This window comes from Microbacterium sp. NPDC087591 (assembly GCF_044743625.1).
GTDB lineage: Bacteria > Actinomycetota > Actinomycetes > Actinomycetales > Microbacteriaceae > Microbacterium.
The window spans coordinates 48,836-69,114 of the sequence record NZ_JBIUWU010000004.1 but is presented as its reverse complement, the minus strand read 5'-3'; the positions used below and the strand labels follow the sequence as shown (position 1 = coordinate 69,114).

21 protein-coding genes are annotated in these 20,279 nt (G+C 69.3%); 7 read left to right on the top strand and 14 right to left on the bottom strand.

All coding sequences use genetic code 11. The features are described 5' to 3' along the window. Positions 1-2 precede the first annotated feature (2 nt). Genes ACIOVG_RS18055 through ACIOVG_RS18040 form a run of 4 tightly spaced genes read right to left on the bottom strand, consistent with a single transcriptional unit; the run spans position 3 to position 2,972 of the window. Positions 3-731, bottom strand: a complete 729-nt coding sequence (locus tag ACIOVG_RS18055; protein ID WP_400876613.1) for an amino acid ABC transporter ATP-binding protein — start codon at positions 729-731, stop codon at positions 3-5. Continuing rightward, a complete protein-coding gene (locus ACIOVG_RS18050) occupies positions 728-1,435 on the bottom strand; it encodes an amino acid ABC transporter permease (protein ID WP_400876610.1) in 708 nt (235 codons plus the stop codon). Before ACIOVG_RS18050 ends, ACIOVG_RS18055 begins: the two co-directional genes overlap by 4 nt. Further along, positions 1,435-2,097 (bottom strand): amino acid ABC transporter permease, encoded by a 663-nt coding sequence (locus tag ACIOVG_RS18045; RefSeq protein WP_400876607.1) that lies wholly within the window; start codon positions 2,095-2,097, stop codon positions 1,435-1,437. Before ACIOVG_RS18045 ends, ACIOVG_RS18050 begins: the two co-directional genes overlap by 1 nt. Before the next feature lie 56 nt (positions 2,098-2,153). Beyond that, positions 2,154-2,972, bottom strand: coding sequence for a transporter substrate-binding domain-containing protein (locus tag ACIOVG_RS18040; RefSeq protein WP_400876604.1), 819 nt, complete (start codon positions 2,970-2,972; stop codon positions 2,154-2,156). A gap of 183 nt (positions 2,973-3,155) precedes the next feature. On the opposite strand from ACIOVG_RS18040, the gene ACIOVG_RS18035 reads away from it, so the two are divergent. Genes ACIOVG_RS18035 through ACIOVG_RS18025 form a run of 3 tightly spaced genes read left to right on the top strand, consistent with a single transcriptional unit; the run spans position 3,156 to position 5,938 of the window. Further along, a complete protein-coding gene (locus tag ACIOVG_RS18035; RefSeq protein WP_400876602.1) occupies positions 3,156-4,295 on the top strand; it encodes a mandelate racemase/muconate lactonizing enzyme family protein in 1,140 nt (379 codons plus the stop codon). 54 nt (positions 4,296-4,349) lie between these two features. Next, complete coding sequence (locus ACIOVG_RS18030; protein WP_400876599.1) at positions 4,350-4,988, top strand: bifunctional 4-hydroxy-2-oxoglutarate aldolase/2-dehydro-3-deoxy-phosphogluconate aldolase; 639 nt, start codon at positions 4,350-4,352, stop codon at positions 4,986-4,988. A 20-nt stretch (positions 4,989-5,008) separates the two neighbouring features. Further along, entirely contained in the window at positions 5,009-5,938 is a 930-nt protein-coding gene (locus ACIOVG_RS18025; protein ID WP_400876889.1) for a sugar kinase, read from the top strand. A 74-nt stretch (positions 5,939-6,012) separates the two neighbouring features. On the opposite strand, the gene ACIOVG_RS18020 is transcribed toward ACIOVG_RS18025, so the two are convergent. The 5 genes from ACIOVG_RS18020 to ACIOVG_RS18000 form a co-directional block, all read right to left on the bottom strand. Then, positions 6,013-6,426 carry a YybH family protein gene (locus ACIOVG_RS18020; protein ID WP_400876596.1) on the bottom strand — a complete coding sequence of 138 codons (414 nt, stop codon included), beginning with the start codon at positions 6,424-6,426 and terminating at the stop codon, positions 6,013-6,015. After that, entirely contained in the window at positions 6,423-7,016 is a 594-nt protein-coding gene (locus ACIOVG_RS18015) for a GNAT family N-acetyltransferase (RefSeq protein ID WP_400876593.1), read from the bottom strand. The genes ACIOVG_RS18020 and ACIOVG_RS18015 overlap by 4 nt, the downstream gene beginning before the upstream one ends. Before the next feature lie 66 nt (positions 7,017-7,082). Next, the gene (locus tag ACIOVG_RS18010; protein WP_400876590.1) at positions 7,083-7,904 is read right to left on the bottom strand and encodes a patatin-like phospholipase family protein; all 822 of its coding nucleotides are present in this window, start codon (positions 7,902-7,904) and stop codon (positions 7,083-7,085) included. A 142-nt stretch (positions 7,905-8,046) separates the two neighbouring features. Then, positions 8,047-8,709 (bottom strand): response regulator, encoded by a 663-nt coding sequence (locus tag ACIOVG_RS18005; protein WP_400876587.1) that lies wholly within the window; start codon positions 8,707-8,709, stop codon positions 8,047-8,049. Further along, a complete protein-coding gene (locus tag ACIOVG_RS18000) occupies positions 8,706-9,896 on the bottom strand; it encodes a sensor histidine kinase (RefSeq protein WP_400876584.1) in 1,191 nt (396 codons plus the stop codon). The genes ACIOVG_RS18005 and ACIOVG_RS18000 overlap by 4 nt, the downstream gene beginning before the upstream one ends. Positions 9,897-10,051: 155 nt before the next feature. Between ACIOVG_RS18000 and ACIOVG_RS17995 the strand changes: the two genes are divergently transcribed. Both ACIOVG_RS17995 and ACIOVG_RS17990 read left to right on the top strand, forming a co-directional pair. Then, the gene (locus tag ACIOVG_RS17995) at positions 10,052-10,753 is read left to right on the top strand and encodes an ABC transporter ATP-binding protein (RefSeq protein WP_400876581.1); all 702 of its coding nucleotides are present in this window, start codon (positions 10,052-10,054) and stop codon (positions 10,751-10,753) included. After that, entirely contained in the window at positions 10,750-12,054 is a 1,305-nt protein-coding gene (locus tag ACIOVG_RS17990; protein ID WP_400876579.1) for an ABC transporter permease, read from the top strand. The genes ACIOVG_RS17995 and ACIOVG_RS17990 overlap by 4 nt, the downstream gene beginning before the upstream one ends. A 47-nt stretch (positions 12,055-12,101) precedes the next feature. On the opposite strand, the gene ACIOVG_RS17985 is transcribed toward ACIOVG_RS17990, so the two are convergent. The 3 genes from ACIOVG_RS17985 to ACIOVG_RS17975 form a co-directional block, all read right to left on the bottom strand. Next, the gene (locus ACIOVG_RS17985; protein WP_400876576.1) at positions 12,102-13,508 is read right to left on the bottom strand and encodes a glutamate decarboxylase; all 1,407 of its coding nucleotides are present in this window, start codon (positions 13,506-13,508) and stop codon (positions 12,102-12,104) included. Between the two features lie 153 nt (positions 13,509-13,661). Then, the gene (locus tag ACIOVG_RS17980; protein WP_400876574.1) at positions 13,662-14,663 is read right to left on the bottom strand and encodes a phosphotransferase family protein; all 1,002 of its coding nucleotides are present in this window, start codon (positions 14,661-14,663) and stop codon (positions 13,662-13,664) included. A gap of 61 nt (positions 14,664-14,724) precedes the next feature. Further along, on the bottom strand, positions 14,725-15,387 hold the full coding sequence (locus tag ACIOVG_RS17975; protein ID WP_400876571.1) for an HAD family hydrolase: 663 nt from the start codon (positions 15,385-15,387) through the stop codon (positions 14,725-14,727). Between the two features lie 254 nt (positions 15,388-15,641). On the opposite strand from ACIOVG_RS17975, the gene ACIOVG_RS17970 reads away from it, so the two are divergent. After that, positions 15,642-16,376, top strand: a complete 735-nt coding sequence (locus ACIOVG_RS17970) for a GntR family transcriptional regulator (RefSeq protein WP_400876568.1) — start codon at positions 15,642-15,644, stop codon at positions 16,374-16,376. A gap of 206 nt (positions 16,377-16,582) precedes the next feature. Continuing rightward, complete coding sequence (locus ACIOVG_RS17965) at positions 16,583-18,706, top strand: endonuclease/exonuclease/phosphatase family protein (protein ID WP_400876565.1); 2,124 nt, start codon at positions 16,583-16,585, stop codon at positions 18,704-18,706. Between the two features lie 90 nt (positions 18,707-18,796). Here ACIOVG_RS17965 and ACIOVG_RS17960 read toward each other — a convergent pair whose 3' ends face one another. Together ACIOVG_RS17960 and ACIOVG_RS17955 are read right to left on the bottom strand one after the other, a co-directional pair. Then, complete coding sequence (locus ACIOVG_RS17960) at positions 18,797-19,609, bottom strand: DUF1206 domain-containing protein (RefSeq protein ID WP_400876563.1); 813 nt, start codon at positions 19,607-19,609, stop codon at positions 18,797-18,799. After that, positions 19,606-20,277, bottom strand: coding sequence for a phosphatase PAP2 family protein (locus tag ACIOVG_RS17955; RefSeq protein WP_400876562.1), 672 nt, complete (start codon positions 20,275-20,277; stop codon positions 19,606-19,608). Before ACIOVG_RS17955 ends, ACIOVG_RS17960 begins: the two co-directional genes overlap by 4 nt. Positions 20,278-20,279: the final 2 nt, after the last annotated feature.

The window sequence follows — 20,279 nt, the reverse complement described above, 5'->3', positions numbered from 1 at the left end:
GATCAGAGAACCTTGCCGAGGAACGCGCGCGCACGCTCCGTCTTCGCGTGCGAGAGCAGCTCCTGCGGTGCACCGCTCTCGACGATGCGCCCGTCGTCCATGTAGATCACCCGGTCGGCGACCTCGCGCGCGAACCCGATCTCGTGTGTGACGACCACCATCGTCATCCCCTCGGCCGCGAGTTCCTTCATCACCGCGAGAACCTCGCCGACGATCTCGGGATCCAGTGCCGAGGTCGGCTCATCGAAGAGCATCACGCTCGGCTGCATCGCGAGCGCCCTCGCGATCGCGACGCGCTGCGCCTGGCCCCCGGACAGGTTGCCGGGGAACGCGTCGGCCTTCGCGGCGAGCCCGACCTTGGCCAGGAGCCTGCCCGCACGTTCGTCGGCCTCCTGGGCGCTCAACCCGAGCACCTTCCGCGGAGCCAGCGTGACGTTCTCCCGCGCCGTGAGGTGAGGGAACAGGTTGAACTGCTGGAACACCATGCCGACATCGCGGCGAACAGCGGCGAGATCTGCTCGGCGCTCCTTCGAGGTGAGCAGGTGCCCGTTCACCTCGACGCTGCCGTGGCTGGGGGTTTCGAGGCCGTTCATGCAGCGCAGGAGCGTGCTCTTGCCCGAGCCGGATGCCCCGATGATGCAGACCACCTCGCCTTCCGCGACATCGCAGGTGATCCCATGCAGGACTTCGGTGGAACCGAAGCTGAGTCGCAGGTCGTTGACAGTGATCATTTCGAGTCTCCTCGTGAGGGGGTGAGCGCGTCTTCCACTCGGGGCGCCCGCGCGTGAATGGTCAGTCGCCTCTCGTACCGCCGGCCGGCGGCGGAGAGGGCGAAGCAGATGACGAAGTAGACCGCACCGACCACCAGGTAGGCGAGGATCGGCTGTCCGGTCTGCGAAGCGACGATGTTGCCCGCTCGGGTGAGCTCGATGAGTCCGATCACCGCGACGAGCGAACTGTCCTTGATCAGCACCACGAGGAACCCGATACCGGGCGGCACCATGATGCGCGCGGCCTGCGGCATGACCACGTGGCGCAGCTGCTTCGGCCACGACAGCCCCAGGGCCTGTGCCGCTTCGAACTGGCCACGGGGAATCGCCTGGATGCTCCCTCGGACGATCTCACTGATGTAGGCCGAGGCGAAGATCGTGAGGGCGAGCACTGCGGCCCAGTAATCCGGGACGTTGCTTCCCGGCGACATCAGCGGCAGCGCGAAGTAGACGAAGAAGATGATGAGCAGCACCGGGACGCCCCGGATCGCGCCCACCCAGATCGCGCTGATCCAGCGCAGCGGAGCGGACGGGCTCGCGGCGAGGATGCCGGAGACGATGCCCACCACGCCGCCGAGGATCACGGACAGCAAGCAGATCTGCAGCGTCACGAACGCTCCCTGCAGGATGAGCAGCAGGTCGGGGAGATCGAAGGATGTGAACATCAGGCCACCTTCCAGCGGATGCCGCGCGTCTCGACGAGACGGGATGCTCCCGCGATGAGGAACGCGACGATGAAGTACAGGAGTCCGCCGACGACGAACGTCTCGATGGTGCGGAAGGTGCTCGTCGTGATGCCCATCATCACGTGCATCAACTCCGGCACGGCGACGATGGAGGCGATCGAGGAGGCGAGGAAGAGCAGGATCACCTGGTTCGTGAGCGACGGCAGGACGTTGCGCAGCGCCGGCACCAGCCGCACGTGGAAGAACGTGGTCCGCCGTGACAGCCCGAGTGCATCCGCGGCCTCGATCTGCCCCTTCGGGATCGCCTCGAACCCGGCCCGGTAGATCTCCGCGAGATAGGCGGAGTTGTTCACGCTCAACGCGATGATCCCCGCCGTGATGGGATCGAAGTTGACCCCGACGGAGGGCAGCGCGAAGTAGATGAGGTAGAGCTGGAGCAGCAGCGGGGTGTTGCGGATGACCTCGACATAGGTGCTGCCGACGGCTCGCGCGACGGGATTGCTCGCCGCACGCAACAGGTAGACGCCGACGCCGAGCGGTGAACCGATGAGCACGGCGGCGACGGTGATGAGCACGCTCACGCCGAGACCGGCGAGCAGCTCGGGAGCGTAGGGGATCAGGTCCCCGAAGAAGAGTTGCATGAGAGGTCCGTTCGGGCTGCCCCGCCATGGAGGCGGGGCAGCCGAAGAAATCGTCGCTACTTGATCAGTTCGGGGACGTCGGTGCCGAGCCACTCGTTGTACGAGTCGTTCGCGGCGTCGCTGATGTTGTAGTTGAGGATGAAGTTGTCGACATAGTTGAGCCAGAGCTGATCGCCCTGTTTCAGCCCCATGGAGACGACGGACGGGCTCAGCTGCGGCGCGTCGACGACGGTGAACTCGCTGCCGGAGTCGTCGAGGATCCCCTGTGCCACGGAGTTGCTCTCCATGAGCGCGTCGACCTTGCCGCTGCGCAGCGCCTGGATCGAGTCGGCGACGGCCTCGAACAGGCTCGCGTTCGCCTCGGGGAATCGGGTCTCGAGGATCGTGGCCGGCACGCTGCCGCGCGTCGCCGCGACGGTTCGTCCGGACAGCGCGTCATAGGACGTGATGTCACTGCCGGCGGGGACGAGCACGACCTGGCCTTCGGCGGCGTACGGCCGCGACATGGCCACCTTCTGTGCGCGTTCGTTCAGGTTGGTGAGGGCCGCGACGATGATGTCGACCTTGCCCGTCTCCAGCAGGGGGATGCGGTTGGCGTTCGTGGTGGAGACGAACTCGATCTTCGCGCCGAGGGAGTCGGCGAGCGCCTGCGCGGCGTCGATGTCGAAGCCCTCGTATTCGCCGGAACTGGCCATGACTCCGTAGGGAGGCGCGTCGGCGAAGACGCCGACCACGAGTGTCTTCTTCTCGAGGACCTTCGTCAGGGTGCTCTCCTGCGCTGTCGCCCCCGGGCTCCCGCTCGAGGTGCACGCGGCGAGGGCGAGGGCGCTCGTCGCGGCTACCGCCACGCCGACAAGGATGCGCGTCAACTTCATTGTGATGCCTTTCGGGTTCGGCCTCCGGCGCTGCCATCGTGCACAACGCTGTGGGTCTGTGGACGCACCGCTGAGGGGTGCAGGAACAGACAATACCCGGAGATTGCCCCGTTGTCGACAATCGACTATCTTCGAATTCTGGCAGCGGGGTTCTCCCGTCCTCATCACGGTTAGAAGGTCTTCATGCAAATCCTCCGAATCGACACGTGCGGCCTGCGGGGTGCGACGCCCGAGGGAGGGTGGTCGCACGAACTGCAGCCCGACGACATCGTCCACACCCTCGTCGCGGTCCACACCGACGACGGCAGGGTGGGCGTCGGCAGCGCGTTCACGTCCGAGAACCTGGTGCGGGGCGCCATCGATCTGCTCTCCCCCCACCTGATCGGCGAGAACCCTCTCGAGGTGGAGCGCCTCACGGAGACCCTGCACCAGACCGCCTTCTGGATGGGACGCGGCGGCTCGCTCACACACGCGACCAGCGCGATCGACATCGCGCTGTGGGACCTCGCCGGACAGGCGTCGTCCCAGCCCGTCGGCCGGCTCCTCGGCGGCCGCCACCGAGAACGAGTGCGCCCCTACGCGTCGGTGCTGATGGACGAAGCAGGCCCCATGACCGAGAACCTGGAAGAGCTCGTCGAGACCGGCTTCTCCGCGTTCAAGATCGGCTGGTGGAAGTTCGGGCGCGTGGATGCGGCGACCGACGAGGCCACGGTCGCCGCAGCGCGGGCCGCGGTGGGCGATCGCCTGCTCGCCGTGGACGCCGGCGGCTCCGAGGCCTTCTTCCCCGGCGACCTGGCCTGGGCGAAACGCACCGCCCGCATGCTCGCCGACTACGACGTCGCCTGGTTCGAGGAAGCACTCGCCCCCGACGACATCGACGGGTTCGCCGAACTCCGCGCGTCGTCGCCCGTGCGCATCTCCGGCGGCGAAGTGCTCACGCGACGCCAGAGCTTCCGGCCGTACCTCGACAGACATGCCTTCGACATCGTGCAACCGGACACCACGAAGGGCGGCGGGCTGAGCGAGTCTCGCCGGATCGGATGGGCGGCTCAGGACCGCGGCATCCGCCTCATCCCGCACGGGTGGAACACCGGCATCGGGCTCGCGGCGGATCTGCAGCTGGCTTCGGCTCTCGCCTCGACCGACCTGGTCGAGTACAAGACCGGATCCGCGTATGTCGACGACCTCATCAGCGGGGGCTGGAAGCTGGATGCGGACGGCTTCCTCGACATCCCGTCGAAGCCGGGTCTCGGCGTGGCCCTCGACGAAGACACGCTCGCACGCTACGGCACCCGGCCGGACTTCGCCGTGACCGCCCGATGATGACGAAGCGAGCCGCCGCCCTTCCCACTCGACCCGCACCGAGAGGCGTGACCGATGCGCTCGGCCCCTTCTGACACGCTCACGCGCACAGGGGTGATCGCGGTGCTTCGGGCCGCCGACGCACGGCTGTACGAGCCGGTCGTGACCGCACTCGCCGAGTCCGGAGTGCTCTGCATCGAGCTCACGATGACCACACCGGGAACCCTCGAGATGCTTCCGCAGCTGATCGCCGCCGTCCCTGAGGCGGAGATCGGCGTCGGAACCGTGCTGACGGTGCACGACGCCCGCACGGCACTGGAGGCGGGGGCACGCTTCCTCGTCTCTCCGACAGTGTCGCCAGAGGTCATCGACATCGCGGGCTCGTTCGGCGCAGCGGTCTATCCCGGTGCGCTCACTCCGACTGAGGTGCACGCGGCGTGGGAGCGCGGCGCGACCGCGGTGAAGGTCTTCCCCGCGGCGTCCGTCGGCTCCGACTACGTACGCCAGCTGGCCGGGCCTCTGCCCCACCTGCTGACGCTGCCTTCCGGCGGGGTCACGCTCGAAGAGATACCGGAGTGGATCAGGGCCGGGTGCGTCGCGGTGAGCCTCGGGGGGCCGCTCATCGGCGACGCCTTCGCCGGTGGAAGCCTCGACGCGCTGAAGGAGCGCGCACGGCGGGCACTCGCCGGCGTCGCGACGGGCAGGGCCGCATGACGAGGGCGCCGTTGCATGTCGTGACAGTCGGCGAGACGATGGGGCTGTTCGCCAACGACCGCCCTGGACCGTTGTCGACGGCTCGCGCGCATTCGCTCAGCTTCGGCGGCGCGGAGAGCAACGTGGCGATCGCGCTCGCCCGTCTGGGCGCTCGGGTGTCGTGGGTCAGTCGCCTCGGCGACGACCCGCTGGGGGACCTGATCTCCCGCGAGCTGCGCGCGGAACGGGTGGATGTGCATGCATCCCGGCATGCCGAGCTGCCGACCGGACTCATGCACAAGCACCGTCGCACGACCTCGACGGCCACCGTGCGCTTCTGGCGGACGGGGAGCGCGGCGTCGACGCTGCATTTGTCGGATGTGCCCGACGAACTGCTGCACAGCGCCGACCTCGTGCACCTGACCGGAATCCTCCCCGGCCTCTCCGCCGACGCCCGCGCCTGCGCGCTGGCCACCGCTCAGCGGGCTCGGGCGGCGGGGGTCACGGTCTCGTTCGACATCAACCACCGCGAATCCGTGTGGCACGGACGCGACCCTCGTCCGGCGTATTCCGAACTCGTCGAATCGGCGGACCTCGTGTTCGCGGGCGAAGACGAGGCCGCCCTGCTCGTCGGAGACGGGGAACCGGCCGAGCTCGCTCAGCGCCTGCGGGACCTCGGTCCCCGCGAAGTCGTGATCAAGCGGGGCGAGCTCGGGGCCATCGGCCTGGACGGCAGCCAGCATTGTCTGCAGCCGCCCTACGCCGTGGATGTGGTGGACACCGTCGGGGCTGGCGACGCCTTCGTGGCCGGCTACCTCAGCCTCTGGGACGGAGAATCGACGATGGCGGATCGCATTCGTCGCGCCGCGGCCGCCGGCGCCTACGCATGCACGGCGATCGGCGATTGGGAAGGAAGCCCGACCGTCTCAGAGCTGGCACGCATGAACGCTCGGGAGGGCATCACGCGTTGATACCGCCGGGTGCCGCCGGCTGCGGATGCGGTCGGCGGCACCCGGGGTTCACATCCTGCTGCCGGAGGCCCCGCTCAGACGCCGCCCGATCCGCTCTCGGCGCCGGCGTCCGCGGCGCGCGTCGCGAGCGCACTGAGGTGCTCATGCACGAGACGCCACCCGTCGTCTGTCTTCGCGAAGGCGTTGGTCGCGCGCCCGGATCCGCTGGCCGGGGCGCCCTGCACCGTGCCGCTCCACCGATAGGTGTAGATCGCGACGGCCGCATCACTCCCGTCGACGACCCACTCGATGTCCTCGGCCCAGTAGCGCTCATCGGGGATCAGCGCCCAGGTGCGCTCGAAGTAGTCCCGCACGGCGGCCCGTCCGATGCAGGTGGCGTCGCCGAAGAAGTAGACCGGTTCCGGCGCCAGGACGCGGGCGACCTGGTCGAAATCGTGCGAGTTCGTGGCGTCGAGGTACTGCTCGAGCGCGACAGCGGGACGGGTCATGGAACGGGTTCTCCTCTGTCTTCCCGGCGGAGGCCGACACCGGCTGTCATGCGCCAGAGCTGCGGGCCCTCCGCGGGCTCGGAATGCGACACCACGCGGAAGCCGTGGCGTTCGTAGAGACGGACGTTGCGCGGATCCGAGGTCTCCAGCCGCACCTCGCTCGCACCGCTCTCCGCGATCGCGGCGAGTGCGAAGTCGAGCAGCGCCCCAGCGACGCCGTGGCCCTGGCTCGCAGGCCGCACTCCCAGGGTCTCCAGCCTCCAGGCATCCGACGGCGACGGAGCCTGATCGAGGCGATCGAGGCGATCGCCATACAGCGCGACGATCTGCTCCACCATGTCGTCGTCGGGCTCCGGCGCGTCCGGTGGGAGCAGCGCGATCACTCCGTCGGCGGCATCCGTGACGACCACGATGCCGTGCGCCTGGGCGTACCGCAGGTAGAGCAGCTGGAGCGCCCGGAGTCGCTCTTCGTAGCCCTCTTCCGGCAGCACGTGACGGGTCCAGGGATAGCCCTCGAACGCCTCTGCCAGCGTGTCGGCGGCGGCGTCCAGATCCTCGATCGTCGCACGTCTCACCAGAAGAACACCCACGCATCAAGTCTAGAGTTCCGCGCCGAGGAACCCGATTCCCCCGCGCGCGACGGCAGGAATCCGGCGTCAGCGGAGGAGGGGGCTGATGCGGTCTGCGCCGCCGCGAAGAGCGGCCTTGTGCACTGCCTCTTCGGCCGCCCGGCGCCCTTCCGCGATGAGAAGCGGCACGTCACGCATGGTCCACTGCGCGCGCCGCTGCATCTCGGGCTGGATCAGCAGCACCGACTCGTCGGCGGCGAGCGCAGCCGTCCGCGTCACGGTCCTCATCATGCGCACGTTCTCCCACTTGGCATGCAGTCGCACCACGATGACACGTTCCGCGCCGAGGGCGCGCGCCGCGGCCACAGGGACGTTGTCGATCATCCCGCCGTCCGCGAGCAGCATTCCCTCGTGGCGCACCGGCGGCAGCAGTCCCGGCACGGCGATCGTGGATCGCAGCGCCGTGCTCAGCGGACCGTGGTCGAGGATGACGCCTTCACGCGTGCGCAGGTTCGTCGCATAGGCGCCGAAAGCACGAGGGAGTTCCTCGATCAGCGGATCAGCGCCGAAGATGCGGTGCACCGCCTCTCGCGTCGCCACCGTGTCGAGAAGGCCCCACCGCGCCGCCCCCGACCACCGCGCGATCTGCCGCCACCGGAATGCGCGAGCCGCCCGCTCGATCGTCTCGACGGAGAACCCGGCCGCATAGGCCGCGGCGACCAGGGCGCCCGAGCTCGTCCCGACGGCGATCCCCGGACGGATGCCGCGCTCGGCGAGCACCTGCAGCACACCGACGTGCGCGGCGCCGAACGCACCGCCGCCGCTGAGCACGAGGCCCAGCCCGCCGTCGTCGCCGGAGTCGTCGCGCACGCCATCGGGGCGCGCGGCGGATCCGTCGACAGACATCATGTCGCTCACCCTACGACGCGATCCTCAGGAGTTCCCCAGAGCCGATCGCTGCCGTGCGGGGCGGACGGCTCCGGCCGATCGACGGCATCCTGGGGGCACACGCGCGTGGATCCGCTCTCGTCCGATGGTGCAGTCCCGCCGTTCACGCCCCGGGTACGAGGAGACCGGACTCGTACGCCAGGATCACCAGTTGGGCGCGATCATGCGCGTGGGTCTTGACCATGATGCGGTTCACATGCGTCTTCGCCGTGTGCGGCGAGATGACCAGCTCGTCGGCGATGTCCTGGTTGGAGCGCCCCTTCGCCACCATGAGGAGCACCTCGCGCTCGCGCTCGGTGAGGTGATCCAGCTCCGGCGCCGGCAGGCGCTGCGGTGCGGGTGCCGACACGAACCGGTCGATCAACGCCCGGGTGGCCACGGGCGAGAGCAGTGCGTCGCCCGCATGGATCGCTCGCACGGCGCGAACGATCTCCTGCGGCTCAGCCCCCTTGCCGACGAATCCGCTCGCTCCCGCACGCAACGCGGCGACGAGGTTCTCGTCCTCTTCGAAAGTGGTCAGGATCAGCACCCTCGTGTCGCGGAGCTCCGGCGCGGCACAGATCCTCTCGGTCGCGCCGATTCCGCCGAGGACCGGCATCCGGATGTCCATGACGACCACATCGGGGTGGAGCGCCTCTGCCGCGTCAACCGCTTCCTGTCCGTTCTCTGCCAGACCCACGACCTCCATGTCGTCGTGCGCCGACAGGATGTCGGCCACGGCATGACGGACCAGGGGTTGATCGTCGACGACGAGGACGGTGGTCATGAGGTCTCCTTCGCCAGCGGCACGCTCGCCACGACTTTCCACCCGCCGGGCGCGCGTCCCGCCTCGACTGTTCCGCGCACGGATGCCACACGCTCGCGCACCCCGATCAGGCCCAACCCGGAACTGGTCTCCCCGTGCGCGTCGGCAGGCTCGTCGCGCAGAGGGTTGGTCACGCTGATCACGACATCCGTCTCCCCCACCGCGACCAGCACATGCGCCCGACCTTCGAATCCGTGCTTGTGCGCGTTGGTGAGCGCCTCCTGGATGACCCGGTACGCGACGAGGCCGACCACGCCGGATGCCCGGTTCAGGTCGCCCTCGATACGGGTCGTGACCTCGAGCCCGGCATCCGCGAACTGCGCGACGAGATCATCCAGGTGATCCAGCCCCGTCTGCGGCGTCTCCGCCCCCTCGGAGTCGTCGTCCGCGCGGAGCATTGCGAGGAGGTCGCCGATCTCACTGAGCACGGTCCGTGCGGCGGTGCGGATCGTCACCATCGACTCCTTCGCCTTGTCGGGGTGAGTGTCGATGGTCGATGATGCCACGCCGGCACTGAGACTGATGACCGCGATCTGATGGGCCACGGTGTCATGCAGGTCTCGGGCGATACGCAGCCGCTCCTCGCTCACGCGCCGCCTCGCCTCTGCCTCTCTGGTCTGGACGGCACGTTCGGCGCGGTCGGTGATCGCCGCGATGTAGGCGATCCGCGATCGCGCGCCATCGCCCGCTGCGGCTGCGAACGCGACGATCAGACCGAACTGGAACACGCGCGGGTCGATCACGCTTCCGATGGCGGCGGGCAGGGTGAGCAGGATGATCGCCACGACCGCCGCCCCGCCGATGAGGAGCGCTCTGGTCCGCGGCCCTCGGAAGGACACCTGGAACATCGCCACCCCCACGGCGATGCCCACACCGATCGACAGCGTCCCCGCTGCCGCCGTGGCACCGAACAGCCCGAGCAGCACGATCAACACCGGCACAGGCCACCGGTGGCGGAACGGCAGGATCGCGATCGGCGCGAGCATCAGCGCGGTCGTGACAGGACCCGTCGTCTGGAAGTACGGGAATGGCGGATGCGCGAACGCGAGCACCAGAACGACAGCGCCGATGCCGATCTCGGTGACCCAACGGGGCACCTTCGGGCGCGGATCTGCGGGAGCTTCCGGCAGATCGGTCAGATGGGACACTCCCCCAGTGTGCCGCGCCCCGGGTACCGGTGCCATCCGCTGAACGCGGTACCGGCGGATACCGCAGGCGCAGTACGCGGTGTCTGCGGCTGCGGGATGTGCGCGGGCCCCGTGGACGAGATCGTGGATGCACCCTCATCGAACGGAGTCCTCCGATGCCGACCCCCATCCTCCAGGTCCGAGACGTGCGCAAGTCGTACGGCCGCGGCCAGAACCGCTTCGACGCGCTGAAAGGCGTGTCCTTCGACATCCGCGAAGGCGAATCCGTCGCGATCATCGGCAAGAGCGGCTCCGGCAAGTCCACGCTGATGCACCTGCTCGCGCTGCTCGACGTCGCCGACTCGGGCACCATCGCCCTGGCAGGCGCCGACACGGCGCGTCTGCGCGGTTCGCGCCTGAACAAGACCCGCAACAAGACCTTCGGATTCGTCTTCCAGCAGTTCTTCCTCACCGGGAACACCAGCGTCCTCGACAACGTGGTCCTGCCGCTCAAGATCGCCGGCGTCCGCAGCGGCGAGCGCCGTCGTCGCGGGATGGCCGCCCTGGAACAGCTCGGACTCGCCGACAAGGCGAAGAACAAGGCCGCGAACCTGTCCGGCGGACAGAAGCAGCGTGTGGTGATCGCCCGCGCGCTCGTGAACGATCCGCGTCTGATCTTCGCCGACGAGCCCACCGGGAATCTCGACACCCAGACGGGCGCCACGGTCGAAGACATCCTGTTCACCCTGAACCGAGAACACGGCATCACCCTCATCGTCGTCACGCATGACGAAGACCTGGCATCGCGCTGCGATCGCCGCATCGTGATCCGCGACGGCCAGATCATCGAAGACACCTCGACGGAGGTCGCCGCATGAGAACCTCTGACCTGATCGCCTCGGCGGTCTCCAACACCTTCCGCTCCAAGACGCGCATGATCCTCACCGTGCTCGCGATCTTCGTCGGCGCCTTCACCCTGACGCTGACCAGCGGACTCGGCACCGGCATCAACGACTACATCGACGACACCGTCTCCGGGATCGGCGCCTCGGATGCGATGACCGTCACCAAGGCCGACGACAGCGCAGCCGGCTCACCGGGACAGAGCGCGTCCGAGCCGCGCGAGTACGATCCGAACGCCGTCTCCAGCGGCGTCCCCGGAGGAACCGTCAGCGCGCTGACGCCCGACGACATCACGACGATCGAGAACATCGACGGCGTGCTCCGCGCCGAGCCCGTGCGCACCATCACCCCCGACTACATCCAGGTCGGCGACGGCACTCGGCTCGTCGCCTCGATCGGCAGCCTCATCCCGGGGCAGAGCGTCGTCCTCGCGGTCGGGCACGAGCCGGACGCCGACTCCGATTCCTTCGAGGTGGCCCTTCCCGTCGCCTATGTCGAGCCCCTCGGCTTCGACGACCAGGACGACGCGATCGGACAGAGCGTCGCCATCGCGATCACCGATGCGGACCGCACCTCGCACACCGTGGACGCCACCATCGTCGGCATCACCGAAGAGGGCCTCGCCAGTGCCGCAGGCTCCAGCATCCTCGTGAACGGCCCGCTCGAGGACGCGCTGTTCGCGGCTCAAAGCACCGGTCTCACCGCAGAACAGGCCGACCTGTACGCGAGCGCGACCGTCTGGTTCGATCCCGATGCATCCGACGAGGAGATCACGGCGTTGAAGGATGCGCTTGCCGACGAGGGCTACACCGGCACGACGATCGCCGATCAGCTCGGCATGGTCACCACCGTGATCGACGGCATCGTGCTCGTGCTCAACGCCTTCGCGATCATCGCGCTCCTGGCAGCCGCCTTCGGCATCGTGAACACGCTCTACATGTCCGTGCAGGAACGCACCCGAGAGATCGGGCTCATGAAGGCGATGGGAATGGGATCAGGGCGCGTCTTCACCCTGTTCAGCCTCGAAGCGGCGTTCCTCGGATTCCTCGGCAGCGCCATCGGCGCCGGCATCGCCATGCTCGCCGGCACCGCGATCAGCAGCGCGCTCTCCGAGGGCTTCCTGGCGGACCTTCCCGGGCTCACCCTCATCGCGTTCGACCCCGCGTCGATCGGTGCGATCATCGTGCTCGTCATGGTCATCGCCTTCCTCGCCGGCACGCTCCCGGCAGCCCGCGCCGCCAAAGCCGATCCCGTCGAATCGCTCCGCTACGAGTAGGGGGATGCCACACGGCGGCCTGCCCTGCGCTGATCAGTGGTGGAAGTTCAGTGGTGGAAGTGCGACCCGTTGGCGCTGTCGGGCAACGGCGTGGTCAGCGATTCGAGGAACGCCACCTCGCCACGGATGTCGGCCAGCAGCGCCGTGGCGAGGTCGCGGCTGAGCCCGACCTTGACCACGATGCGCTGCAGCACGACATCGGCCATGTCATCCGCCATGGGATACGCGGGCACGAGCCACCCCTTCATGCGCAGACGGTCGGCGAGGTCGTAGAGGGTCCAGATGTCGGTGTGGCCCTGCTTGAGCACCCAGGCGAACACCGGGATCGTGTCGCCCGTGCTGATCAGCTCGAACGGACCGATCTTCGCGATCTCGCTCGAGAGGTAGGTGGCGACGTCGATCGAGTTCTGCTGCACCGCCCGATAGCCCTCGAACCCGAGGCGCAGGAACTGGTAGTACTGCAGCAGCACCTGGGCGCCAGGGCGCGAGAAGTTCAACGCGAGGGTCGGCATGTCGCCCCCGAGGTAGCTGACGTGGAAGATCATGCTCTCGGGCAGCACCGCGGTGTTGCGCCACACCACCCAGCCCACCCCCGGGTAGACCAGACCGTACTTGTGGCCGGATGTCGAGATCGAGTTGACCCGGTCGAGCTGGAAGTCCCACACCAGATCGGGCTGGCAGAACGGCGCCACCATGGCACCGGATGCGCCGTCGATGTGGATCTTCACGTCGAGTCCGGTCTTCGCCTGGATCTCGTCGAGCTTCTTCGCGATCGCGATGGTGTCGTCATAGAGACCGGTGAAGGTCTGCCCGAGGATGGAGACCACACCGATCGTGTTCTCGTCGACGTAGTCCTCCAGGTGGTAGCCGTCGAGGGTGATGTGCTCACGCGTGACCGGAACGTAGCGCGGCTCCACATCCCAGTAATTGCAGAACTTCTCCCACACCACCTGCACGGCCGCCGACATGATCAGGTTCGGCTTCTCGGTCGACTTGCCCTCCGCCCTGCGCCGCTCCTGCCACAGCCGCTTGAGCGCGAGGCCGCCGAGCATGCATGCCTCCGACGACCCGATCGTCGAGGTGCCGATCGTGTCGTCCTTGTCCGGCACGTTCCACAGATCGGCGAGGATGCGCCAGCACCGGTCCTCGATCGCCGCCGTGGCGGGGTACTCGTCCTTGTCGATCATGTTCTTGTCGGCGGCTTCGAGATACAGCCTCTTCGCCTCGTCATCCATCCAGGTGCCGACGAACGTCGCGAGGTTGAGCCGCGAGTTGCCGTCGAGGATCGACTCGTCGTGCACGATCTGATACGCCGTCTCCGGCAGACTCGGCCCCGCCGGCAGCGTGAACCTGTCGAACTCGGTGGCCTCTCCCGGACGGACGAAGACCGGGTTGATGCTCAGAGTGGGGTCGAGGTTGGTCGACTGGCGGGCCTTGCTGGTGTTCGCGGTCACGTGTCGCTCCTCCGGATCGTCGGGGCGGATACGTCAGCGGATCGCCCTCAGGACAGCCTGAATCCGAACGTACCCCAGAGACCGACCCCCGCCCCAGGGGGCCCGCGCCGGCTCGACGCCTCCGCGCGACGACCAGCGCGACTCCGCGCCCCGCTAGCTGTGCAACCGCCGCAGCGTGGTGCGGAGACGGCGGCGGCTGAACCGCTGAGACATCACCGCGTTCATGCCCCGATAGCCGCGCGGAACGGCTTCCGCGAGCATGAGCATGCACAGGTAGGCGTCGTACAGCGCCAAGCGGGTGCGCTGGTCTTCGTCGAAGGTCCATTCCCCTCCTCCGGCGCGCGCGTAGGCGACGTTGAACGCGACGTCCTCTGCCGGTTCGCGGAACAGCGACGTCGATACCAGCTCGGCCAGGGGATCCCCCCAGAACATCCGCTCGCCGTCGATCAGCCCCGTCAGGCGGGCGGAGTCGCCGTCGTGATCCGCGAACACGTTGCCGTCCCAGAGATCGAAGTGCACCAGCGCCGGCTCGGAGATCTCGTCGAGCAGGGCGCGGTGGCGCCGAACGGTCGAGCGGAGCAGCTCCTCGGACGGGCCGATGCGCACCCGGTACCGCATGAGGTCCGCCACGGCCGCGTCCCAGATGCGGCCGAAGGCTTCACTCCAGGTGTCGCCCTGCAGGGAGTCGCCGTCCGGGCGGTCGTAGCCGAAGGACTCGCCCCGCACCTCGTGCAACCGCGCGACGGCGGTACCCAGTTCGGCTCGTACCGTCGCGCGCCCCAGGGCCGTCAGGTCGCGCCCGATGCGCTGGAGCGGTGCACCGTCGAGGAACGACAGCAGGATCACATCGCGATCGATCAGACGGCGGGTGAAGTCTTCGGCGAGCACTTCCGGAACGGGTGCTCGCCCTGCCGCGTGGGCGTAGTACGACACTTCGGAACGCATCAGGCCGTCTTCGTAGCCGAGGCGCGGGAGATCGTCCGGGGGCGCCACCTTCACCACGACCTGCGCGCCATCCGTGAGCGCGACGCGATACGCCGCGTTGTACATGCCGTCCGCCAGCTCGTCGACACCGGCGACCGAGGCGCCGAGATGCTGCTCCACGAGCGCGGTGACGACCGGGGTCGGGACGGGCGCCTTCGTCCTGCTGTGCATGTGAATCCTCCGGATACGCGAACTGCCGACCTCCCCGATGAGGCGAGGCGACGGCTCTGGTCTACCAGGATGTCATCCGGCGCAGCATCGGCACGTCGACCTGGGTGAGCGACGCGACCCGATGGACGCCGGGCGGCAGACTCCGTGCGGGGTCGCCCACGACCACGGTCACGCACCCGGCCGAGACGGCCGCCCAGGCCCCGACGAGGGAATCCTCGATGGCGACGCAGCGTGCAGCGGGGAGCCCGAGCGCCGCCGCTCCGTCGAGGTACGGATCGGGCGCAGGTTTCGTGCGGGCTGTGTCGTCGGCGGTGACCACGGCGCGGAAGGCCGAGAAGTCGACGCGCTGAGCGAATCCGTCGACCCAGTGCCGCGGCGATGACGTGACGAGGGCGAGCGGCACATCGGCGTCGACGAGAGCACGCAGCAGTTCCGGTGCACCCGGTCGCCAGGTGACCGCATCGGCGTAGGCGGCGAGCGCCCGACGGTCGAGGTCGGCGGCGATGTCTGCCGGGGCGGCGACGAGGTCGAGCCGCTCGCGAAGCAGCACCGCCGCCCGGTCGAGGTCGAGCCCCTCGGAAGCCGCGGCGACGCCTGCGGCATCCGTTCCGTCATGATCGAAGACGAACCGTTCCACCACCCGCAACCAGGTGCTCTCGGTGTCGAGCAGGGTGCCGTCCATGTCGCTGAGAACTCCCCAGGGGAGCGAGCGGGCATGCGTCATGGTGTCCTCCGGTCACGTCGATCTCGAACGGACCGCCGCCTCCATCACGCCGGGGCGAGACGGACGGCACCCGGCCCGCGAGCGAACGGCGGGTGAACGCCGGAGGGCCGGTCGGGGAAACCCCGCGGACAGGTGTGCGCAGATGTGCAGGATGCCGGGCAGCGGACGATTCCCGGCACCGAGCCGCGGATACGCTGGCGGCGGACCGACCGCACCTCCACCCTGAGGAGCCGCCGCAGAAGGGAACCGCCGCCGTGCACCGCTACCGGGAGATCGCCCGCGACCTCACGATCCAGATCGCCGATGGCGCGTTCGACGCCACCGGGATGCTGCCGCCGGAGGCGCAGCTCGCGATCGCCTTCGAGGTGTCGCGCGGCACGGTCCGCAATGCCCTGGTCCTCATGGCGCGGCAGGGCGCGATCGCACCCCGACGCGGTTCGGGCTGGCTGGTGCGGACGGCCGTGCAGAGTCAGCGCTTCTCGGAGATGCGCTCGTTCGCGCAGTGGGCGTGGAGCCGCGGCCTGGAGCCGGGCGGGCGCGTCGTCGCGCAGCAGCGCCGGGCGGCGACTGCGGCCGAGGTGCGGCTGTTGCGTGGCGGTCGAGGCATCGGCGAGGTGCTCGAGGTCGTCCGCCTGCGTCTGCTCAACGGGCGCGTGATGATGCTGGAACGCACCGCCTATCCCTCGTGGATCGCACCCCTAGTCGAAGACCTGTCCCCCGAGGAGCCGTCGGTCGTCGGCGCTCTGGAGGCCCGCGGCGTGCGGATGGTGCACGGCGAGCACTCGATCGATGCCATCGCCGCGCCCAGCGACGACGCCCGCCTGCTCGACGTGCGGCGGTCGAGTCCGCTGCTGCGCGTGAAGCGCGTCAGCTACGCCTCGGACGGCCGCGCGATCGAGACGGGCGACGACCGCTACCTGCCCGACGTCATGTCGTTCCAGGTGCAGGCCTCGCTGCAGGGGATGTCGCTCACGCGCCAGGCCGGCTGAGCTGCGCGAAAACACGCATCCTGGACAGGTGTGCGTCGTGGGCCCCGGTATTCTGCCCGGTTCGGCTCGACGCCGCCGTTCGGACCGACCACGTTCACCCTGCGGTCACCTTCCGGCTGTTCTGTCGCGTCGAGGAAGGACATTCGCGCCTTCCGCCGGCCCCCGGACGGGGCGCCGACCTCGTCTCTGGAAGGAACACCGCAGACATGTCTTCGTCCCCCGCTCTCGGGATGCACCGGCGCCGGCGCATCCCCCTGCTCACGGCGCTCATCGCCACGGGAGCGCTCATCGCCGCACCCCTGATACTCGCCTCCCCCGCGGCCGCCGCGGCATCCGAGATCACCCTCGCCGACACTGAGGTCTCCGTCGGTGACACGATCGCCGTCGACTTCGCCACGGATCGCCCCAGCGCCAAGAACTGGGTCGCGATCTACCCGGAGTCCAAGCCCGAACCCTGCGACGCCTGCGGCATGGCCTGGGCCTACGCCCCCGGCGCGAGCGGGTCGGTGCAGCTCCCCACGAACGACCGGGCGGGCAACCCGCTTCCCGCGGGGAGCTACCGGGTCGAGTACCTCTACAACGACGGCTACACGCGTGTCAGCGCGCCGGCCGCGTTCACCATCGACGGCGAGCCGGCGGGCGAGGACCCCTACGAGGGACCGGATGTCGACCCGACGAAGCCGATCGACCTCTCGGTCGTGCAGCTGAACGTCTGGGGCAAGACGACCGACGCGGCGATGCTCGAGGAGATCGGCGCCGACCTGATCTTCGTCGAGGAGGCGCAGCGTGCGGCGTCCGCCGTGGCGAAGGATCTCGGCTTCGACCACCACTCCACCGGTGGCAGTGCGGGCGTCATCTCGCGGTATCCGATCGTGGATGCGGGAGTCGTCACGGTGCCCGGCACGCAGGGCGGCTGGATGAAGGCCATCGTGCAGGTGGGCGACACGCAGATCGCCGCGTACGGCGGCCACCTGGAGTACCGCTACTACGCCACCTACCTCCCGCGCGGCTACGCGGGTGACGTGCTCGCCCCGGGCTTCCCGGCCGAGTGGCGCGGATGGGACAAGCTGAACGCCCCGGTGGCCGATGTGCCGCAGATCCTCGCGGCGAATGAAGCCTCCAGCCGACCGGCGGCAGCGGCGGCGCTGATCGCCGACATGGCCGAGGAGCGCGCGGCGGGACGACTCACGATGATGGGCGCCGACATGAACGAGCCGTCCGTGCTGGACTGGACCGAGAGCACCGCGCACCTCTACGACCACAACGGCGTCGTCGCCCCCTGGCAGACGACGAGCATCCTGCGCGACGGCGGACTCGTCGACGCGTACCGGGCGATGTACCCCGATCCCGTGACCCACCCCGGCTTCACCTGGCCGGCGGCCACGCCGAACGTCGACGTCTCGCAGCTTGCCTGGGCGCCGGAGGCGGACGAGCGGGACCGGATCGACTACGTCTTCTTCGCCCCGGACGACCGGCTGAGCCTGACCGGCACGCGGATCGTCGGACCGGTGGGCGACGTCGTGCGCGGCACCAAGGCTCCTCCGGTCTCCGACGAGGAGATCTTCACCCCGCTGACGCTGTGGACCAGCGACCACAAGGGTCTGCAGGCCGATTTCGTCGTCTGCGGCGAGGCCTGCCAGGCCGCCCAGGAACCGGGTGAGCTCGTGGTCGGTAGCCCGTCGATCACCGGCACGGCGAAGGTCGGGGAGACGGTCGTCGCCGCACCCGGCGAGTGGACGACCGGAACCGCGTTCACCTTCCAGTGGCTCTCCGACGGGCAGCCCATCGACGGCGCGACGTCCGCCACACTGTCGATCCCGTCGACACTCGCCGGCCACGCGCTCTCCGTGCGGGTCGACGGCGCCCTCGACGGCTACGCGCCGGCGTCGGCGACCAGTGCCGCCGTGACCGTCGCCGGCGAAGAGCCCGTGGTGCCGGAGCCGACCGTGACGCTCGGAGCGACCACGGTCGTCGCGGGCGGAACTCTGGACGTCAGCGGCACCGGTTTCGCCGCAGGCGCCGAGCTACGACTGGAGCTGCACTCCACCCCCGTGGTCCTCGGCACCGCGACGGCCTCGGCGGCGGGCGAGTTCTCCACCACCGTCCGGATCCCGGCATCCGTCTCGGCCGGCGCGCACACGCTCGTCGTGGTCACCCCGGACGGCACGCCGCTGCGCGTCGCGCTCACCGTGACCGCCACGCAGGGCGCGAACGCCGACGATCTGGCGCAGACGGGTGGCGAGCTCCTCGTGCCGGCCGTCTGGATCGCGCTGTCAGCCCTGGCGCTCGGCGGGCTGCTGCTCACCCGACGACGTATGCGTCAGCAGTAACCGCATGACGAAGGCCCCGACTCCCCCGTCCTCCGGGGAGCCGGGGCCTTCGTCATGCGGCGTACGCCGGCGCGCCGAGAACCCCGACGCTCACATCCGTGCGTAGCGCGCACGCGCGAAGCAGAACACCCCATAGAGGGCGAGGCCGGCTCCGACCGCCCACAGGATGATGACGCCGAAGGGCAGCCCGGCCAGACTGCGCAGCGCCGCATCCAGTCCGCCGGCCTTCTCCGGGTCGTGCGTGACGGCGGCGATGACGAAGAGCACGCCGGCCACCGCGACCGCGATCCCCTTCGCGATGTAGCCGGCGATGCCGAAGGCGACGATCCCGGAACGCGCGGCCCCGGCCGGCAGCGCGAGACTCTTCGCGAAGGCGCGGGTGATCCCCCGCACGATGAACGCGACGCCGACGGCGACCACGCCGAGGCCGACGACCACCAGCAGCACGACGCCGGCAGGCACCGCCAGCAGACGCGCACTGAACGACTGCGACGACTCGGACGACTGCGACTGACCGCCGAGGGCGTAGACGAGAGCGGTCGCGCCGATCGCGAGGTAGGCGGCGGCCGTGCCGAGGAACTTCGCCCGGTGACCCCATTTCTTCGTGGAGTCCGGGTCGCGCTCGACCACGGCTTCGGCGATCTGCCAGATCGCGAGCGCGAACAGTCCGAGCACGATGACCCACAGCAGGAGGACTCCCGCGGGCGCCTGCTGGATCTGCGCCAGCGCCCCGCCCTGGTCGGCGTCGCCGCCGCCCCCGCCGATCGCGATCGAGATGGCGATGACGCCGATCAGGATGTGCAGGATGCCGAGGACGACGTAGCCGATCCGCGCGAGGGTGCGGAAGGCCCGGGAATCCTGGGCCGCCGCGGCGGTGGAGGAAGCGGACGAGGAGATGTTCATGAGGAGCTCACGCTTTCGTTCGAGTGTGCGGGGGACGGGGTGCCGACCGCGCGGATCGCACGGCGGTCGCGGACGGCCTCGACGCAGACCCAGACCACAGTCGCGACGGCGATCCCCTCCAGCAGACCGGCGACGACGTCGCTCAGCCAGTGCGCGTGGAGGGAGGTGCGGCTCCACATCATCGTGACGACCCACACCGCACCCGCCGCCCAGATATACCAGCGGCGGAGCACGATGCCGAGGACGATGGCCACCGTCGTGGCGACAGCCGTATGACCGGAGGGGAAGGAGGTCGCCACGCTCTCGGCGAGTGAATCCGCAGGGCGCGTACGACCGATGACGGCGGCCATGGTCGCGCCGACGGCGACGACGACCACCATCGCGATCGCCAGCGTCGCGGCATCCGCTCTCCGGCCACGCCACAGCAGGCACGCGATCAACAGGACCCCCACGACGATCATGCCGATCGTGCCGCCGACGACGGCGGGCACCCAGGCGACGATGATCCCGACGTCGCCGGTCGTCGCCCGCATGAGGTCGTTCCACCACACGTCGATCCCGAGCGGCTCGTGCCCGCCGACCGCGACGATGCCGCGCAGCGCGACGAACGCGACGGTGGCGGCGATGCCCACGAGGAGCGCCGCGTGGCGACGGGCGACGTCGGACACGC

Bases quoted from the DNA above. Each gene is read 5' to 3' on its own strand.
- ACIOVG_RS18030 (WP_400876599.1), top strand. From the start codon at position 4,350: ATGCGCTCGGCCCCTTCTGACACGCTCACGCGCACAGGGGTGATCGCG.
- ACIOVG_RS18045 (WP_400876607.1), bottom strand. From the start codon at position 2,097: ATGCAACTCTTCTTCGGGGACCTGATCCCCTACGCTCCCGAGCTGCTC.
- ACIOVG_RS17990 (WP_400876579.1), top strand. From the start codon at position 10,750: ATGAGAACCTCTGACCTGATCGCCTCGGCGGTCTCCAACACCTTCCGC.
- ACIOVG_RS18005 (WP_400876587.1), bottom strand. From the start codon at position 8,709: ATGACCACCGTCCTCGTCGTCGACGATCAACCCCTGGTCCGTCATGCC.
- ACIOVG_RS17960 (WP_400876563.1), bottom strand. From the start codon at position 19,609: ATGAACATCTCCTCGTCCGCTTCCTCCACCGCCGCGGCGGCCCAGGAT.
- ACIOVG_RS17965 (WP_400876565.1), top strand. From the start codon at position 16,583: ATGTCTTCGTCCCCCGCTCTCGGGATGCACCGGCGCCGGCGCATCCCC.
- ACIOVG_RS17980 (WP_400876574.1), bottom strand. From the start codon at position 14,663: ATGCACAGCAGGACGAAGGCGCCCGTCCCGACCCCGGTCGTCACCGCG.
- ACIOVG_RS18010 (WP_400876590.1), bottom strand. From the start codon at position 7,904: ATGATGTCTGTCGACGGATCCGCCGCGCGCCCCGATGGCGTGCGCGAC.
- ACIOVG_RS18055 (WP_400876613.1), bottom strand. From the start codon at position 731: ATGATCACTGTCAACGACCTGCGACTCAGCTTCGGTTCCACCGAAGTC.
- ACIOVG_RS18050 (WP_400876610.1), bottom strand. From the start codon at position 1,435: ATGTTCACATCCTTCGATCTCCCCGACCTGCTGCTCATCCTGCAGGGA.
- ACIOVG_RS17995 (WP_400876581.1), top strand. From the start codon at position 10,052: ATGCCGACCCCCATCCTCCAGGTCCGAGACGTGCGCAAGTCGTACGGC.
- ACIOVG_RS18020 (WP_400876596.1), bottom strand. From the start codon at position 6,426: ATGACCCGTCCCGCTGTCGCGCTCGAGCAGTACCTCGACGCCACGAAC.
- ACIOVG_RS17975 (WP_400876571.1), bottom strand. From the start codon at position 15,387: ATGACGCATGCCCGCTCGCTCCCCTGGGGAGTTCTCAGCGACATGGAC.
- ACIOVG_RS18035 (WP_400876602.1), top strand. From the start codon at position 3,156: ATGCAAATCCTCCGAATCGACACGTGCGGCCTGCGGGGTGCGACGCCC.
- ACIOVG_RS18040 (WP_400876604.1), bottom strand. From the start codon at position 2,972: ATGAAGTTGACGCGCATCCTTGTCGGCGTGGCGGTAGCCGCGACGAGC.